This is a genomic window from Mesorhizobium sp. P2_D5, assembly GCF_056404355.1.
In genome coordinates, this window is the sequence record NZ_JBFUEE010000001.1 from 829,192 (window position 1) to 844,288 (window position 15,097).

At 64.4% G+C, this 15,097-nt stretch carries 13 protein-coding genes; 11 read left to right on the plus strand and 2 right to left on the minus strand.

Features of this window, described 5'->3' with window-relative positions:
* Position 1: 1 nt before the first annotated feature.
* Both dgoD and AC1DYW_RS04000 read right to left on the minus strand, forming a co-directional pair.
* A complete protein-coding gene (dgoD, locus tag AC1DYW_RS03995) occupies positions 2–1,150 on the minus strand; it encodes a galactonate dehydratase (RefSeq protein ID WP_477225175.1) in 1,149 nt (382 codons plus the stop codon).
* A gap of 8 nt (positions 1,151–1,158) precedes the next feature.
* A complete protein-coding gene (locus AC1DYW_RS04000) occupies positions 1,159–1,848 on the minus strand; it encodes a FadR/GntR family transcriptional regulator (protein WP_477225575.1) in 690 nt (229 codons plus the stop codon).
* Between the two features lie 257 nt (positions 1,849–2,105).
* On the opposite strand from AC1DYW_RS04000, the gene AC1DYW_RS04005 reads away from it, so the two are divergent.
* From AC1DYW_RS04005 to AC1DYW_RS04055, 11 genes are all read left to right on the plus strand, one after another.
* Entirely contained in the window at positions 2,106–3,098 is a 993-nt protein-coding gene (locus tag AC1DYW_RS04005; protein WP_477225176.1) for an arabinose ABC transporter substrate-binding protein, read from the plus strand.
* A gap of 71 nt (positions 3,099–3,169) precedes the next feature.
* Positions 3,170–4,681 carry an L-arabinose ABC transporter ATP-binding protein AraG gene (gene araG, locus AC1DYW_RS04010; protein ID WP_477225177.1) on the plus strand — a complete coding sequence of 504 codons (1,512 nt, stop codon included), beginning with the start codon at positions 3,170–3,172 and terminating at the stop codon, positions 4,679–4,681.
* A 10-nt stretch (positions 4,682–4,691) separates the two neighbouring features.
* A complete protein-coding gene (araH, locus tag AC1DYW_RS04015; protein ID WP_477225178.1) occupies positions 4,692–5,642 on the plus strand; it encodes an L-arabinose ABC transporter permease AraH in 951 nt (316 codons plus the stop codon).
* A gap of 24 nt (positions 5,643–5,666) precedes the next feature.
* Entirely contained in the window at positions 5,667–6,446 is a 780-nt protein-coding gene (locus AC1DYW_RS04020; RefSeq protein ID WP_477225179.1) for an SDR family oxidoreductase, read from the plus strand.
* A 278-nt stretch (positions 6,447–6,724) separates the two neighbouring features.
* The gene (ssuD, locus tag AC1DYW_RS04025) at positions 6,725–7,897 is read left to right on the plus strand and encodes an FMNH2-dependent alkanesulfonate monooxygenase (RefSeq protein ID WP_477225180.1); all 1,173 of its coding nucleotides are present in this window, start codon (positions 6,725–6,727) and stop codon (positions 7,895–7,897) included.
* The gene (locus tag AC1DYW_RS04030) at positions 7,894–9,348 is read left to right on the plus strand and encodes an FAD/NAD(P)-binding protein (protein ID WP_477225181.1); all 1,455 of its coding nucleotides are present in this window, start codon (positions 7,894–7,896) and stop codon (positions 9,346–9,348) included. The genes ssuD and AC1DYW_RS04030 overlap by 4 nt, the downstream gene beginning before the upstream one ends.
* Before the next feature lie 165 nt (positions 9,349–9,513).
* The gene (sfnG, locus tag AC1DYW_RS04035; protein ID WP_184873220.1) at positions 9,514–10,617 is read left to right on the plus strand and encodes a dimethylsulfone monooxygenase SfnG; all 1,104 of its coding nucleotides are present in this window, start codon (positions 9,514–9,516) and stop codon (positions 10,615–10,617) included.
* Between the two features lie 124 nt (positions 10,618–10,741).
* Positions 10,742–11,674, plus strand: a complete 933-nt coding sequence (locus AC1DYW_RS04040) for an ABC transporter ATP-binding protein (protein ID WP_457150121.1) — start codon at positions 10,742–10,744, stop codon at positions 11,672–11,674.
* Positions 11,671–12,570, plus strand: coding sequence for a branched-chain amino acid ABC transporter permease (locus AC1DYW_RS04045; RefSeq protein WP_457150122.1), 900 nt, complete (start codon positions 11,671–11,673; stop codon positions 12,568–12,570). The genes AC1DYW_RS04040 and AC1DYW_RS04045 overlap by 4 nt, the downstream gene beginning before the upstream one ends.
* Positions 12,571–12,573: 3 nt before the next feature.
* Positions 12,574–13,614 carry a branched-chain amino acid ABC transporter permease gene (locus tag AC1DYW_RS04050; protein ID WP_477225182.1) on the plus strand — a complete coding sequence of 347 codons (1,041 nt, stop codon included), beginning with the start codon at positions 12,574–12,576 and terminating at the stop codon, positions 13,612–13,614.
* A gap of 81 nt (positions 13,615–13,695) precedes the next feature.
* Positions 13,696–15,033, plus strand: coding sequence for an ABC transporter substrate-binding protein (locus AC1DYW_RS04055; RefSeq protein WP_136618300.1), 1,338 nt, complete (start codon positions 13,696–13,698; stop codon positions 15,031–15,033).
* Positions 15,034–15,097 lie beyond the last annotated feature (64 nt).

Genomic DNA, 15,097 nt, shown 5'->3' on the forward strand with positions numbered 1-15,097 from the left:
ATCACCACTCGGCGAAGGAGCCATCCTTGTGGCGCCAGATTGGGTTGCGCCAGCGGTGGCCTTCCTTGGCGCGCTCCTTGACGTAGTCCTCGTCGATCTCGACGCCGAGGCCGGGGCCATCGGGAATGGCGACATAACCATCCTCGTAGCGGAAGACATCCTTGTTGGCGGCATAGTCGAGCAGGTCGTTGGCGGCGTTGTAGTGGATGCCGAGGCTCTGCTCCTGGATGAAGCAGTTGTAGCTCACCGCATCGAGCTGCAGGCAGGCGGCAAGCGCGATCGGCCCGAGCGGGCAGTGCGGCGCCACCGCGACATCATAGGCCTCGGCCATGGCCGCGATCTTGCGGCATTCGGTGATGCCGCCGGCATGCGAAAGGTCGGGCTGGATGATGTCGACGACGCCTTGCTCGAACACCGACTTGAAGTCCCAGCGGCTGTAGAGCCGCTCACCCAAAGCAATCGGCGTCGAGCCAAGGGCGGCGATTTCCTTCAGCGCCTCGCGGTTTTCGCTCAGCACCGGCTCCTCGATGAACATCAGCCTGTAGGGCTCGAGCTCCTTGACCAGGATGCGCGCCATCGGCCGGTGCACGCGGCCATGGAAATCGACGGCGATGCCGATGTTGGGGCCGACGGCCTCGCGCACCATGGCGACCCGCTCGACCGCGGCATCTATCCTGTCATGGCTATCGACGATCTGCAGTTCCTCGGTGCCGTTCATCTTGAGCGCCAGGAAGCCGCGCGCCACCACTTCCAGGGCGCCGGCGGCGACCTCAGCCGGACGGTCGCCGCCGATCCAGGAATAGACCTTGATGCTGTCGCGCAACTTGCCGCCGAGCAGTTCATGCACGGGCACGCCGAGCGCCTTGCCCTTGATGTCCCACAGCGCCTGGTCGATGCCGGCGATGGCGCTCATCAGGATCGGTCCGCCACGGTAGAAGCCGCCGCGATGCATCACCGTCCAGTGGTCCTCGATCAGGCGCGGATCCTTGCCGATGAGATAATCGCCAAGCTCCTTGACCGCCGCCTCGACGGTCAGCGCCCGGCCTTCGACGACCGGCTCACCCCAGCCGGTGACGCCGGCATCGGTCTCGATCTTCAGGAACAGCCAGCGCGGTGGAACGATGTAGGTGGTGAGCGAGATGATTTTCATGCGCTGTCTCAGTTGTTCTTGAGTTTCTTGGCGCTGACGAGGTCGCGCGCCGCAAGGTCGAGGATCTTGTTTGCCGCCCCACGCGCCGACTCGGCGTCGCGCATGCGCAGCGCCTCGACCACCTCGCGGTGCGCCGCCACCGCTTCCAGGCGCCGTTCGAGTGAAATCGTCGCCGTCGCCTCCAGCGAGAATTTGAGCCCCGTATCGATCAGGTTGCCGATCTGGCGAAAGATCGGGTTGTGGCTCGCGGCATAGACGATCTGGTGGAAAGCGATGTCGCTGCGCGAGAAAGCGGCGCGATCCTCGCCGGCGCTGGCCATGCCGCGCCACGCCGCTTCGAGATCGGCGATCTCCTGCAGCGTCGCGCGTGTCGCGGCAAGCTCGGCGACCAGCGGTTCGATGGCCCGGCGTGTCTCCAGGATGGCGTCGAAGAGCTTGTCGTCCAGCGCGTGCGGTGCGTGCCAGGCCAGCACCTGCGGGTCGATGATGTTCCAGTCGTCCTCGTTGCAGACGATGGTGCCGACGCGCGGCCGCGACAACACCAGCCCCTTGGCGGCCAGCACCTTCAGCGCCTCGCGGATGACGGTGCGGCTGACGCCGTACTCGACGCCAAGTTCGTTTTCGGTCGGCAAGGAGGACCCGGCCGGGTAGCGGCCGGAAAAGATGTCCGAGGCCATCGCCTTGGTCACGTCGGGCATGACGCGCGGGCGACGGGTGGTCGCACCCTCCGGGGCTTTCTTCGAAATTTCGGTCACCTTAGCCCTCCTCCAAGGCGGCGAACCTGCGAGTTCGCGCAACCGGCCCGGCATTAGCGGATGCAAACGAGTTGCGCCAGCGATCGTTGGTCAGAGCATGTACCTTAATTATCATACCAGATCAATTGACGAGTATGATAAAAGCGAATAGAAACACCGACACCCGGGCTGAGCGCCCGGCCTATCGCTGGGAGGTAATCATGCGACTTTTGAAGACCGCGCTCGTCGCGGGCGCCCTTGCCGTGCTGTCCGTCACGACGATCGCTTCTGCCTATGCTCAGGACACCAAGATCGGTTTCATCGTCAAACAGCCCGAGGAACCGTGGTTCCAGGACGAATGGAAGTTCGCCGACCAGGCAGCCAAGGAAAAGGGCTTCACCCTCGTCAAGATCGGCGCCGAGGACGGTGAGAAGCTGATGTCGGCGATCGACAATCTCGGCGCCCAGGGCGCCCAGGGCTTCATCGTCTGCACGCCGGATGTGAAGCTCGGACCTGGCATCGTCGCCAAGGCCGCCGCCAACAATCTCAAGCTGATGACCGTCGACGACCGTCTGGTCGGTGCCGACGGCAAGGCGCTGGAAGACGTGCCCCATATGGGCATCTCGGCCACCAAGATCGGCGAGGCCGTCGGCCAGGCGATCGTTGATGAAATGAAGGCGCGCGGCTGGAAGGCCGACGAGGTTGGCGCCATCCGCGTCTCCTATGATCAGCTGCCGACGGCGGTCGATCGTGTCGAAGGCGCCATCTCGGTGCTGAAGGCGAACGGCTTCAAGGCCGAGAACATCTTCGACGCCCCGCAGGCCAAGACCGACACGGAAGCCGCGCTGAATGCCGCGACGGTCGTGCTCAATGCGCATGCCGACATCAAGAAATGGATCTCCTTCGGCCTCAACGACGAAGCCGTGCTGGGCGCCGTGCGCGCCTCCGAGAGCGTCGGCATCCCGGCCGACGGCATGATCGGCGTCGGCATCGGCGGCGCGGATTCGGCGATCAACGAGTTCAAGAAGCCGGCCGCCACCGGCTTTGTCGGCACCGTGATCATCTCGCCGAAGCGCCATGGCTATGAGACGGCGCTCAACATGTACGACTGGGTTGCCAACAACAAGGAGCCGGAGAAGCTGATCCTGACCTCCGGCGCGCTGGCCAAGCGCGACGACTATCAGAAGGTCCGCCAGGGCCTCGGCATCGAGTAATCCTCCCTGTACAAACAGGCGGCGGCTCATCCCGCCGCCTGTTTGTCATGGCACAACAGGGATCGACGCCCGTGTCCTTTCTCGACTTTTCGCGCATCACCAAGACCTATCCGGGCGTCAAGGCGCTGTCGGACGTCTCGTTCGGCGTCGACAAGGGCGCCGTGCATGGCCTGATGGGCGAGAACGGCGCGGGCAAATCCACCCTGATCAAGATCCTGTCCGGCGACCAGCATGCCGACACGGGTGAGATAAGCATCGACGGCAAGGTCCAGGCCTATGCCTCGACCCGGGATGCCTTCGACAATGGCGTCATCGTCATTCACCAGGAACTGCAGCTCGTTCCCGAGCTCACCGTTGCCGAAAACCTCAGCCTCGGCCGCTTTCCCGCCAGCGCCGGCATCATCGCGCGCACCAGGATGCTGGACGACGTCGGCGCCAAGTTGAAATCGGCCGGCATCGACATCGACATGCGCCGCAAGGTCAAGACGCTGTCCATCGGCGAACGCCAGATGGTCGAGATCGCCAAGGCGATCATGCTCGACGCGCGCGTCATAGCACTGGACGAGCCGACCTCGTCGCTATCGTCGCGCGAAAGCGAAATCCTGTTTGCCCTGATCGATCGGCTGCGCGGCGAGGGCAAGGTCATCATCTACGTATCGCACCGATTGGATGAGGTGTTCCGGCTTTGCGACAGCCTGACCGTGCTGCGCGACGGCAAGCTGGCGGCGCACCACATTTCGCTCAAGGACGTCACCCGCGACCAGGTCGTCGCCGAAATGGTCGGCCGCGAAATCTCGGACATTTGGGGCTTTCGCCCCCGCAAGGCAGGCGATATCAGACTGAAGATCGAGGCCCTGTCAGGGGCAAAGCTGCGGACGCCTGCCAGCTTCGAGGCTCGTGCCGGCGAGATCGTCGGCTTCTTCGGCCTGATCGGCGCCGGGCGCTCGGAACTGATGCGGTTGGTCTTCGGCGCCGATCCGCGCTCGGGCGGCGCCATCACCGTCGACGGCAAGGGTATCCACGCCTCCGATCCGCATGGCGCGATCCGGGCCGGCGTCGTGCTGTGCTCGGAAGACCGCAAGCATGACGGCATCATCCAGGGCCGCTCGATCGAGGAGAACATCAACATCTCGTCACGCCGCCATCACACACGCTTTGGCGTGCTCAACCGCGCCAGCGAGATCGCGACCGCCGAAACATTCATCAAGAAGCTCAAGGTGCGCACGCCGTCGCGCAAGCAGGACATCATCAACCTCTCCGGCGGCAACCAGCAGAAGGTCATCCTCGGCCGCTGGCTGTCCGAGCAAGGTGTGCGGGTTCTCATCGTCGACGAGCCGACGCGTGGCATCGACGTCGGCGCCAAATCGGAAATCTACGAACTGCTCTACCAGCTTGCCGAGGACGGCATGGCGATCGTCGTCGTCTCGTCCGAATTGCCGGAGGTGATGGGCATCTGCGACCGCATCCTGGTGATGTGCGGTGGCCGCATCAGCGCGGAACTTAACCGCAACCAGTTCGCCGAGAAGGCGATCCTGGCCGCCGCCCTTCCCGACAAGAAAACCCCCGACGCGATCGCATCCTGAGGACCCTGCCATGACCGACCGGTTGAAGAAGATCCTGCTCGGCGAACAGGGCCTCGTCGTCATCTTCGTCGTTGCCTTCGCGCTGGTGTCGGCTCTGGTGCCGAACTTCCTCACCGACCGCAACATGCTCGGCCTGCTGCAGTCGGTGGTCACTGTCGGCATCGTCGCCTGCACCATGATGTTCTGCCTCGCGGCGCGCGACTTCGACCTGTCGGTCGGCTCTATCGTCGCCTTTGCCGGGATGGTCGCGGTGATGGCGTCGAACGTCACCGGTTCGATCCTGCTTGGCCTTCTGGCGGCAATCGCCTGCGGCGCCTTCGTCGGCTTCATCAACGGCGTCGTCATCGCGAAATTCCGCATCAACGCGCTGATCACCACCCTGGCCACCATGCAGATCGTGCGCGGCCTTGCGCTGATCGCATCCGACGGCCGCGCCGTTGGCATCAACAGCCCGGATTTTTACCAGCTGGCGCTGTCGAAACTGCTCGGCATACCGACGCCGATCTGGGTGCTGGCCGTTCTCTTCGGCATCTTCGGCTTTGTCTTGAACCGCACCGTCTTCGGCAAGAACACGCTGGCCATCGGCGGCAATCCGGAGGCCTCGCGGCTGGCCGGCGTCAATGTTGACAGGACGCGCATCTGGATCTTTACGCTCCAGGGCGTCGTCTGCGGCATCGCCGGCATCCTGCTCGCGTCACGCATCACCTCCGGCCAGCCCAACGCGGCGGTCGGCCTTGAGCTTTCGGTCATCTCGGCCTGCGTGCTCGGCGGCGTCTCGCTCGCCGGCGGCCGCGCCACCATGTCGGGCGTCATCGTCGGCGTGCTGATCATGGGCATCGCCGAAAACGCCATGAACCTGCTCAACATCCCGGCCTTCTACCAGTACATCGTGCGCGGCGTTATCTTGCTCCTGGCGGTGCTGCTCGACAATCTGCGCTCGTCGGCACTGGGCCGACGTTGACCGTCCTCGACTGGAGCAAGAAAGATGGCTGAGCGCCTGTCCGGCAAACGCATCTTCCTGACGGGGGCCGCGCAAGGCATCGGGCTCGCAATTGCCGAAGCCTGTTTGGCCGAGGGAGCAAGACTGTTCCTGGTCGACCGCGACGGCGCGCTGCTGGACAAGACCGTCGCGAGCCTCGTCGCACCGCAAGGCCATGTCGGGCATACCGCCGCCGACATCAGCGATGGGGCGGCGATTGCCGCGGCGGTCAGCCGGGCAAACGATGAAATCGGTACGATCAACGCGCTGATCAACAATGCCGGGGTCAATGTGTTCTCGACGCCGCTCGACACCAGCGAGGAGGAGTGGAACCGCAATTTCGATGTCAACGTCAAGGGCGCCTGGAATTGTAGCAAGGCAGTCTTGCCGGGCATGATCGCAAGCGGCGGTGGCGTCATCCTCAACATCGCCTCGACGCACAGCTTCACCATCATTCCGCATACTTTCCCCTATCCCGTCGCCAAGCACGCGCTGCTCGGACTGACCAAATCGCTGGCGCTCGAATATGCGGCGCAGGGCGTGCGCGTGAACGCGCTGGCGCCGGGCTATGTCGAGACGCAGAAGGCCATCGACTACTGGAACAGTTTTCCTGATCCGGTGGCAGCGCGCGCCGACACCATGGCGCTGCATCCCGGCGGCCGCATCGCCTCGACGCACGAGATCGCGCTCGCCGCGGTGTTCATGATTTCCGACGAGTGCCCGTTCATGAACGCGGCCACCCTCGTCGTCGATGGTGGGCTGAGCCAGCTGCAGCATCCCGCCTGAGTGCCGGGGAAAGATCATAGCCAAGAGACGATCGCAGCACGGCTTCGGCGATTTGGGCAAGGGTTGAACCGGGTCGGCGCCACCACCTGAGGAGAGAAATTCTAATCGCCGTCGCGGATTTGGAATAAACTAACTCTACAGAATTTATAGAATAAGCAATCTGCACTGGCGATCTGGTTTCCACACGGACAGGACCCCGCCATGCCCAACCTTTTGCGCTCGCCCTCAATTCCGTCTGGCATAGTCGGCCAATGTCGTCAGACCGCGGGAGGCAGGTCATGACCCGGGACATCCCTGACCGCATCAAGGTGCTCTGGTTCCTGCCGACGCATGGCGACAGCCGCTATCTCGGCACATCGGAAGGCGGCAGGGCCGTCGACCTGCCCTATCTGACGCAAGTGGCAAAGGCAGCCGACACGCTGGGTTATTATGGCGTACTGTTGCCGACCGGCCGGGCCTGCGAGGATTCCTGGGTGATCGCCTCGGCTCTGGTGCCGGCGACCGAGCGGTTGCGCTTCCTTGTCGCCGTGCGGCCCGGCCTGCAATCGCCGACGCTCGCCGCGCGCATGACCACGACGCTCGACCGCATCTCCAACGGCCGTTTGCTGATCAACGTCGTCACCGGCGGTGACCCGCTGGAGAACAAGGGGGACGGCATCTTCCTGTCGCACGCCGAGCGCTACGAGGTGACTCAGGAATTCCTGCAGATCTACAAGCGCGTGCTGAGCGGCGAGACGGTCGAGCATGAAGGCAAGCATTTCCGCATCGAGGATGGCCGGCTGTTGTTTCCGCCGGTGCAGACGCCGTACCCGCCGCTCTATTTCGGCGGCTCCTCCGACGCCGGATCCGTGGTGGCAGCGCAGGAGATCGACAAATACCTGACTTGGGGCGAGCCGCCCGCCGATGTCGAGCGCAAGCTGGACACGGTGCGTGAACTGGCCGAGAAGGCCGGCCGCAAGCTCTCCTTCGGCATTCGCCTGCATGTCATCGCGCGCGAGACGACCGAACAGGCCTGGGCCGCGGCGGACAGCCTGATCAGCCGGCTCGACGATGCGACGATCGCCTCGGCGCAGAAGGTCTTTGCCCGCATGGATTCGGTCGGCCAGGCGCGGATGAGCGCACTGCACGGCGGCAACCGCGCCAAGCTCGAGATTGCACCCAATCTGTGGGCCGGTGTCGGCCTGGTGCGCGGCGGCGCTGGAACAGCGCTTGTCGGCGACCCCGACACGATTGCCGAGCGCATCGACGAGTACCGGCGCCTCGGCATCGATACTTTCATCCTGTCTGGCTATCCGCATCTCGAAGAAGCCTACCGCTTCGGCGAATTGGTGCTGCCGAAACTGCCCACCGATCATCCGGTGAAGCACGCCGGCTCGTCGGTCAACACCGGCCCGTTCGGCGAGACCATTGCCGGCGACCACCGGCCGAAGTCACTCGCCAGCGCCTCGTGAACGCGCTTCCTCCAGCCCGTCGGTTGCGCGTTGCCATCATCGGCGGCGGCTTTTCCGGTGCCGCGGTGGCCTGGCATCTGGCGCAGGCATCTCGACCGGAGCGCCTGTCGATTTCCGTGATCGAGCCGCGACCGGCGCTCGGCGGCGGCCTTGCCTATTCCAGCGAGGAGCCCGCGCACCGGGTCAATGTCCCGGCAGTCAGGATGAGCATGGCTCCCGATGATCCGCAGCATTTTGCGCGCTGGTTGAGCCGTGATGGGGAACTCGAACGCGATCCGGACGCCATCTGGAAGAATGGCGACGCCTATCCGCGTCGGCGCGTGTTCGGTCGTTACGTCGCCGAGCACCTCGCTCCCTGGCTCGGTTCGGGCGCGGTGCGTCATGTCAACGGTCTCGCCAAACATGTGGCACCTGACGCAGATGGCAGGGGTTGGACCGTGCACACCACCAGCGGGCCGGTCGCCGCTGACATCGTCGTCCTGGCGGCGACGCATCCGCTGCCCAATGTTCCCGCCGCACTGGCCTCCTTGGCGGAGGCGCCGGGGTTCATCGCCGATCCGTACGCTCCTGCAGCACTTGCCGGGATCGGCCGGGAAGCGTCGGTGCTGATCGTCGGCTCCGGACTGACCTCGGCCGACATGGTTGCCGAACTCGATCGTCGCGAGCATCGCGGCCGCATCCTGGCGCTGTCTCGCCGCGGGCTGCGCTCGCGCGGCCACCCTGACATCAGGGGTGAGGCCTTCGGCGACTTTGCGTCCGAGCCGGCCGCGACGGCGCTGCTTCTGCTCAAGACCATCCGAACGACGCTGGCAGCGGCACAGGCAGCCAATGTCAACTGGCAGTCCGTCTTCGACCAGCTGCGCCAGCAGGGACCGGTGCTGTGGGCAGGACTTGCCCCGCCCGAGCGGGCAAGGTTGGTCCGCCAGCTGCGCGTATTCTGGGACGTGCATCGCTTCAGGATCGCACCGCAGGTCGCGGCCGTGCTCGACCGCCGCCATGCAGCCGGCACATTCGACAACATCGCCGCCAGGCTTGTCGCATCGAACCACGAGGACGGCAGCCTGGCGGTCAGCTTTCAACGGCGCGGGCAGACGCGGATCGAGACGGCCCGCTTCGACGCGGTCATCAACACCACCGGCCCGGCGCATGGGCAGGCACTGCAGCTCAACCCGGCACTGCGCTCGCTGACCGAGGCAGGGCTGATCGGAGCCGACCCCTACGGGCTCGGTATCGAGACAAGTCGCGACAGCCGCGCCGTCGGCCGGGACGGCAGGGTGGTCACGACGCTCTTTGTCGCCGGTCCGCTGGCACGGGGGACTTTCGGCGAACTCATGGGCCTGCCGGAGGTTGCCCGCCATGCCCAGGCTGTCGCGGCCGAGATTGCAAAGTTGCTCGACACGCCAGCCGAGGCCGTCGGCGCCACTGCCGGACACGGTCGGGTCGCGGGCTGACAATCGAAGCCGGGTTGGCCGCGCAAAATTGGTATTTCCGTCCCGCGAGGGCTTCAAAAACGGAAAATCCTTCTTTGTATATATATTCTATAAACATAATAAATATTGGCGAAACCCGGCTGCGGTCGGATCGATCAACGACACGGCCTGAAGGGGAGACAGTTCATGGCACACGCAGAGACCGACGCGATCAAATTCGCCTACTGGGTGCCCAATGTTTCGGGCGGCCTGGTGATCTCCAACATCGAGCAGCGCACCAACCATTCGGCTGAATACAATCGCAAGCTGGCGCAGATCGCCGAGAAGGCCGGCTTCGACTATGCGCTCAGCCAGATCCGTTTCACCGCCGGCTACGGCGCCGACGAGCAGCATGAATCGGTGGCGTTCAGCCATGACCTGCTGGCGGCGACCACCACGCTCAAGGTCATAGCGGCGATCCTGCCCGGACCGTGGAATCCGGCGCTGGCGGCCAAGCAGATCGCCACCATCAGCTACCTGACCAACGGCCGCGTCGCCATCAACCTCGTTTCCGGCTGGTTCCGTGGCGAGTTCCACGCCATCGGCGAGCATTGGCTCGACCATGACGAGCGCTATCGCCGCTCGGAGGAATTCATCCGTTCGCTGCGCGGAATATGGACGCAGGACAGCTTCACCTTCCGTGGCGATTTCTATCGCTTCAACGAATATTCGCTGAAGCCGAAGCCGCCGCATCCGCTGCCCGAAATCTTCCAGGGCGGCTCGTCGCGCGCCGCGCGCGACATGGCATCGCGCGTTTCGGACTGGTACTTCACCAATGGCAACACACCGACCGAGATCGCCAAACAGGTGGATGACATCCAGGCCAAGGCAAAGGCCAACAACCATTCGGTCAAGGTCGGCGTCAATGCCTTCGCCATCGTCCGCGAAACCGAGGACGAGGCGAAGGCGGTGCTCGCCGAAATCATCGCCAAGGCCAATCCCGAAGCGGTCAACGCCTTTGGCCATGAGGTCAAGAATGCCGGCAAGGCCTCGCCGGAAGGTGAGGGCAATTGGGCGAAATCGTCCTTCGACGATCTGGTCCAGTACAATGACGGCTTCCGCTCGAACCTGATCGGCACGCCGAGGCAGGTCGCCGAGCGCATCGTCGACCTGAAGCGCGCCGGCGCCGATCTCATCCTGCTCGGCTTCCTGCACTTCCAGGAAGAGGTCGAGTATTTCGGCAAGCATGTCATCCCGCTCGTTCGCGAGCTGGAAGACAGCGAGGCGGCAGCCTCGCTGGCGGCGGAATAGCCACCCTGAAAGGTTGGCCGGACAGGCGCCGGCCAACCCACGAATGAAGCTTGCCCGGCGCGCTCGATCCTTCGAGCGGCAGCGAGGATTTGCGCGCCTGAGGGTGCAATCGAGGACGATTGGAATGCCGTTGCCAAGTTATGCCCTCGGAGCGATGGAGGCTTCGGTCTATGCGCCGGAAATCTTGGCGCGCGGCCTGCCGTCAACCCTGCCGCCAGTGCAGCCAGCCGAAGACCGCGCCGAGCACACAGGGCTTGCCGCGCAAGCCGCCCCACTGCTTTCACTTCAGGGCATCGGCCTGTCGTTTGGCGGCGTCGTCGCACTGGCCGATATCGACCTGTCGGTTCTATCAGGCGAGATCCGCGCCATCATCGGCCCGAACGGCGCCGGCAAGAGCTCGCTGATCAACGTCATCAGCGGCGTCTACCGGCCGGATCGCGGTCATGTCCTGCTCGACGGGATCAGTCACGCCCAGGTCCCGACGCAGCGGCTGGCGCATCTCGGCGTCGCCAGGACCTTCCAGAACCTTGCCCTGTTCAAGGGCCTCAGCGTCCTCGACAATGTCGCCTCAGGCCTTGCCTACAAGGTCGGCTCCAACTTTGCCGGCCAGGTGCTCGGCATCGGCCGCTCGCGCGGCGAGCAGCGCGACACTCTGAGCCGCGCCGATCAGATCCTCGAATTCCTCGACCTCACCGCCGTTCGCGATCGTCTTGTCGGCACCTTGCCGTACGGATTGCAGAAGCGGGTCGAACTTGCCCGCGCGCTGGTCGCGCAGCCGCGCCTGCTTTTGCTCGACGAACCGATGGCCGGCATGACCGCGAGCGAAAAGAGCGAGATGGCGGGCTTCGTGCGTGCCGCGCGCGACCGCTTCGCCACCACCGTCGTGCTGATCGAGCATGATGTCGGCGTCGTCATGGGCCTGTCCGACCGCATCGCCGTTCTCGACTACGGCCGCAAGATCGCCGACGCCACGCCCGACGAAGTCAGGAACGACCAGCGCGTCATCGATGCCTATCTCGGCGTCGCCTCGGACAATGAGGATGGGGCAGGCATATGATCGCCGACTTCGATTATCAGTTCTTCATCGAAGTGCTCGTCGGTGGCCTGCTCTCCGGCGTCATGTACTCGCTGGTCGCCATCGGCTTCGTGCTGATCTACAAGACCTCAGGCGTGCTCAATTTCGCGCAAGGCGCGCTGCTCCTGTTCGCGGCGCTCACCTTCGTCAGCCTGGTCGAACGCGGCATCCCCTTCGCGCTGGCGCTGGTGGTCACCTTCACCATCATGGTGGCGATCGGCATCGCCATCGAGCGCACCGTGCTGCGGCCTCTCACCAACAAGCCGCCGATCACGCTGTTCATGGCCACGCTTGGCCTCTCCTACATCATCGAGGGCGCCGCCCAGTTGATCTGGGGCACGCAGGTCCACGGCCTCGATCTCGGCATCGAGGACGTGCCGCTGGAAATCGGCGGCGTGCTGATCAGCCAGTTCGATATCTTTGCCGCCGTGGTGGCCGCCGGCATGGTTCTGCTTTTGTCGTTGTTCTTCCGCTACACCCGCATCGGCCTCAGCTTTCGCGCCGTCGCCGACGACCAGTTCGCGGCCCTCGCGGTTGGCCTGCGCCTGCCCTTGATCTGGGGCACCGTCTGGGCGGCGGCCGGCCTCGTCGCGCTGGTGGCAGGTTTGCTCTGGGGGGCTCGCCTTGGCGTGCAGTTCTCGCTGTCCCTGGTGGTGCTGAAGGCGCTGCCGGTGCTGGTGCTCGGCGGCTTCGATTCCATCCTCGGCGCCATCGTCGGCGGACTGCTGATCGGCGCCAGCGAAAAGCTCGCCGAGGTCTATATCGGCGACTATTTCGGCGGCGGCATCGAGAGCTGGTTCGCCTATGTCGTCGCGCTCGTCTTCCTCTTGATCCGTCCTTCCGGCCTGTTCGGCCAGAAGCTCGTCGAAAGGATCTGAGCCATGACCGCGATACCAAGCGATTTCTCCTCCGCGCCGGTGCTGCCGAAATGGACCGCGCCCGTCCTGCTGCTCGCCTTCGCCTACGGCGTCGTGCCATTGATTGGCTCGAGCTACCTGTTCGAGGCCATCCTGCTGCCGTTCCTGGCGCTCAGCCTCGCCGGCGTGGGCTTGAATATCCTGACCGGCTATGCCGGCCAGGTTTCGCTGGGCAGCGCCGCCTTCATGGCGGCGGGCGCCTTCGCCGCCTATAATTTCAACCTGCGGGTCGAGGGCCTGCCGCTGATCGGCAGCATTGTCCTGGCCGGTCTGGTCGCGGCCGCGATCGGCATCGTCTTCGGCCTGCCGAGCCTGCGGCTGAAGGGCTTCTATCTCGCGGTTTCGACGCTTGCCGCACAGTTCTTTGTCCAGTGGGCGCTGACCAAGTTCAGCTGGTTCTCCAACGACTCGGCGTCCGGCATCATCGATGCGCCAAGACTATCAATAGCCGGCTACGCTCTCGATGGCGCCGTCGGCCGTTATCTCTTCGCGCTGACCATCGTCGCCGTCCTCACCTTCCTTGCTTATCGGCTGGTGTCGTCACAGACCGGGCGCAACTTCATCGCCATCCGCGACAATGAAACCGCCGCCCGCATCATCGGCATCCCGGTCCTGAAGACCAAGCTTCTGGCCTTCGCCATCTCGTCCTTCATCATCGGCGTCGCCGGCGTCATCTGGGCCTTCGCCTATCTGCGGACCGTCGAGCCGGATGGTTTCGACCTCGATCGCTCGTTCCAGATCCTGTTCATCATCATCATCGGTGGCCTGGCCTCGATCCGCGGCGCCTTCTTCGGTGCCGCCCTCATCGTGGTCTTTCCGCTCGCTCTGTCTCGCCTCGGCGGCTTTCTGCTCGGCGATCTCTTTGACTCGGGTGTGCTCGACATGAGCCAGCGCATCGTGCTGGGCGCGCTCATCATCCTGTTTCTGATCCTCGAACCCGACGGGCTGGTGGCGCTGTGGGACAGGATCCGAAGACGGCTCCTGTTCGCCTGGCAGTCGACATGAGCTGATCCGGGGCAACCGCCCCGAACTGAAAATGAACCAGAGGCCGGACCCAAGACGGCCCATACCGGGAGTACCCTAGCCATGACCTTCCTGAGCACCATCAAGGCGGCGGCGCTGTCCGCGGCGATGATCGTGTCGGTGGCCTTGCCCGCCGCCCACGCCGACGAGCAATATTTCCCGTTGCAAAGCTACCGCGTCGGGCCCTATGCGGCCGGCGGCACCGGCTTCTTCGGCGGCTTCATCGACTATCTCAATCTCATCAACATCCGCGACGGCGGCGTCAACGGGGTCAAGCTGACCTGGGACGAATGCGAGACCCAGTATGAGGTCGAGCGCGGCGTCGAGTGCTACGAACGGCAGAAGAGCCATGCCGGCGCCGCCGCCTGGAACCCGCTCTCGGTCGGCATCGCCTATGCCATGATCGACCGCATCACCGCCGACAAGGTGCCGCTGATCACCGTCAACCACGGCCGTACCGACTCAACCGACGGCCGTGTCTTCCCTTACGTCTTTCCGCTGCTTCTCAATCCCTACAGCGAGACGTCCGGCATCGTGAACTACATCGCCTCGAAGGAGGGCGGCATCGACAAGCTCAAGGGCAAGAAGATCGTCGTGCTCTATCACGGCTCGCCTTACGGGAAGGAGACCATCCCGATCTACGAGCTGCTGGCGCAGAAATACGGCTTCACCGTGCAGCAGATCGAGGTGCCGCATCCCGGCAACGAGCAGCAGTCGCAGTGGCTGACCATCCGCCGCGCCAAGCCGGACTTCGTCGTCCTGCGCGGCTGGGGCGTGATGAACCCGGTGGCGTTGAAGACGGCGGTCAAGGTCGGTTATCCCGTCGACCATATCGTCGGCAATGTCTGGTCGAATTCGGAAGAGGACGTGATCCCGGCCGGCGACGCCGCCAAGGGCTACACCGCCATCACCACGCAGGCCTCCGGCAACTCCTATCCGGTGGTGCAGGAGATCGTGAAGACGGTCTACGACGCCGGCAAGGGCAATCTGGAAGACAAGTCGCGCATCGGCTCGGTCTATCACAACCTCGGCATCGTCAACGGCATCCTCAATGTCGAGGCGATCCGCGTCGCGCAGGAGAAGTTCGGCCATCGCACGCTGACCGGCGACGAGGTCCGCTGGGGCTTCGAGCACCTCAAGCTTGATCCGGCCAAGGTCGAGGCGCTCGGCGCCAAGGACCTGTTCCACTCGATCAATGTCAGCTGGGACAATCACGAGGGCGAGGGCTACGTGACCTTCCAGCAGTGGGACGGCAAGAAATGGAATGTCGTCTCCGACTGGATCGCGCCGGACTGGGCTCTGCTGCGGCCGATCATCGAGAAGTCTGCCGAGGCTTATGCCGCCGAGAAAGGCATCAAGCTGCGGACCGCCGATGACGCCGATGCCGTGACCACCAACTGACCAACCCAAGCCGGGCGTCACGGCCAGTTTTCCGCGACGCCCGGCCCATTTCCGGTTTTCGAAC